Origin of the sequence: Caballeronia sordidicola, assembly GCF_002220365.1 — a bacterium.
Classification (GTDB): Bacteria; Pseudomonadota; Gammaproteobacteria; order Burkholderiales; family Burkholderiaceae; genus Caballeronia; species Caballeronia sordidicola_C.
The window spans coordinates 1-2,115 of sequence record NZ_MTHB01000176.1; the positions used below are offsets into that span (position 1 = coordinate 1).

Consider the following 2,115-nt stretch of genomic DNA (forward strand, 5'->3'; position numbering starts at 1 on the left):
GGTTGTCGCGTGGATGGTTGTCCTGGGAATAAGACTCGGATTACGTACCCTCCACGCCCCACATCAAACGATCCCGGAGAAGCGTTGCTCCAGGTAGGCGATGATTGCGTTGGAGTCGTACAACCAGCGCGACTGGTCTTCTTCCTGAATATGCAGGCAGGGCACCTTGACCTTGCCGCCGCCGGCCAGCAGACGCTCCCGTTGCATGGAATCGTTTTTCGCGTCGTGCAGCGTCATCGGCACATTCAGACGATACAGGGCACGTCGTGTCTTGACGCAGAAAGGGCACGCATGGAACTGATACAGCGACAGATGCGCCGCTTCTTTTGCCACCGCGGCCTGACCCTGCACCGAACGGCGTTGCGGACGCGGGCGACTGACGGCGTCGCCGAGCACGATTAGCTGGCCGAGACCGACACGCAGGGCTTTCATCAACATAGAGAATATCTCGAGCGGAGAATGGAAGCTGGCAAGTCTACTCCGTCCAATAGCCGACTGCTCCTGGCCAGACACAGCCCTACGACTCCCAAAACGGTTGCGGAGCGTAGCACCCTTGGCGGCTAGTCGACTCCAAGCAGTCCTTCGCCGGCCACCAAATGCAATGGCCGCTAACCGATTTCAGCTGCCTTTCAGAAAAGACCGTACCGCGAAAACGCAGCGTAATCCAACATCCTCTAGGCCTGATTAGAAGGATGTACGTGGTTGTTCGCTGCCATCGGATGCTATATAGTCCAAGTTGCTTTTGGAGATGGCGTTCCTCCTTTAACCACTGCGCTCAGCGCAGTTAATGACGCCTACAGTTACCTGACTATCGTCGGGGCTGTAGGCGTTCATGCTCACATCCTTTCGTTGGTCAGGCCAAGCAACATCGCGCACATGACCAATGCACAAACTCAATCGCTTTGAACAACTCGAACTACTGCCCTATCTGGGGAAGTGGTTTCTGATCGCCTGCGTCGCCGCGGCTCTCGCGGGCACCGCCTCGGCCTTCTTTCTTATCTCTCTTGATCGTGCAACCGCGTGGCGGGAAGCGCACCGCTGGGCGATCTGGCTGCTGCCTATGGCGGGCTTTGCCGTGGGCTGGCTGTACCACCTGCTGGGTAAGCCGGTCGTTGCGGGCAACAACCTGATCATCGACGAAATCCACGATCCGAAGAAGGTCGTGCCACTGCGCATGGTGCCGCTCGTGCTTGGCGGCACGATCGTCTCGCATCTATTCGGTGCGTCGGTCGGCCGAGAGGGTACAGCGGTGCAGATGGGCGCAGCACTCGCGGACCAACTGACCCACGCGTTTCGTCTCGAACGTGAAGACCGTCGCATTCTGCTGATGATCGGCATGAGCGCAGGTTTCGCGTCGGTGTTCGGCACACCGCTAGCCGGCGCAGTGTTCGGCCTCGAAGTGCTTGCAATCGGGCGTATGCGTTATGACGCACTCTTTCCTTGCATCGTAGCGGGCATCGTCGCCGATCAGGTCTGTCTGGCATGGGGCGTCCATCACGTCCACTATGCGGTCGGCGCGATCGCGCCGATCACCGCATGGAGCGTCGTTGCCGTCGTTATCGCCGGCATTGCGTTCGGTCTGGTCGGCATGGCATTCGCAACCAGCGCGCACAAGCTCGGCGCGCTGGTGAAGCGCCACATCACATATGCGCCGTTGCGCCCGTTCGTGGGCGGGATCGTCATAGCGACTGCCGTGTGGGCGCTCGATGCTTATCACTACATTGGCCTCGGCATTCCCGATATCGTTCGCTCGTTTCAGCAGCCGATGCAGCCGTGGGACTTTCTCGCAAAGTTCGGCTTTACCGTTGCGTCGCTTGGTACAGGCTTCAAGGGCGGCGAGGTCACGCCGCTGTTCTACATCGGCGCGACCCTCGGCAATGCACTGGCGCCGTTGCTGCATATGCCGTTCGCGCTGATGGCAGCCATCGGCTTCGTTGCGGTGTTCTCAGGGGCCGCAAATACACCGATCACCACCACGATCATGGCTATGGAGTTGTTCGGCACGGGCATCGGCCCACTTGCCGCAATCGGTTGCGTGACCGCTTATCTGTTTTCCGGACATGCGGGCATCTATCACGCGCAGCGCGTCGGGCATGGCAAACATCGCAAGCACCG

General features: G+C 59.7%; 2 protein-coding genes and 1 riboswitch. Of the genes, one reads left to right on the plus strand and one right to left on the minus strand.

The window, feature by feature from the left end:
- Positions 1-63: 63 nt before the first annotated feature.
- Positions 64-438: a glutathione S-transferase N-terminal domain-containing protein gene (locus BSU04_RS25550; RefSeq protein WP_089163197.1), complete on the minus strand. Its 375-nt coding sequence runs from the start codon at positions 436-438 to the stop codon at positions 64-66.
- 297 nt (positions 439-735) lie between these two features.
- A riboswitch (Fluoride riboswitch) is annotated at positions 736-804 on the plus strand.
- A gap of 79 nt (positions 805-883) precedes the next feature.
- Here BSU04_RS25550 and BSU04_RS25555 point away from each other — a divergent pair.
- On the plus strand, positions 884-2,115 hold a 1,232-nt coding region (locus BSU04_RS25555; protein WP_089163198.1), incomplete at its 3' end, for a voltage-gated chloride channel family protein.

Coding starts and splice junctions, on each gene's coding strand:
- BSU04_RS25550 (WP_089163197.1), bottom strand. CDS start 438: ATGTTGATGAAAGCCCTGCGTGTCGGTCTCGGCCAGCTAATCGTGCTC.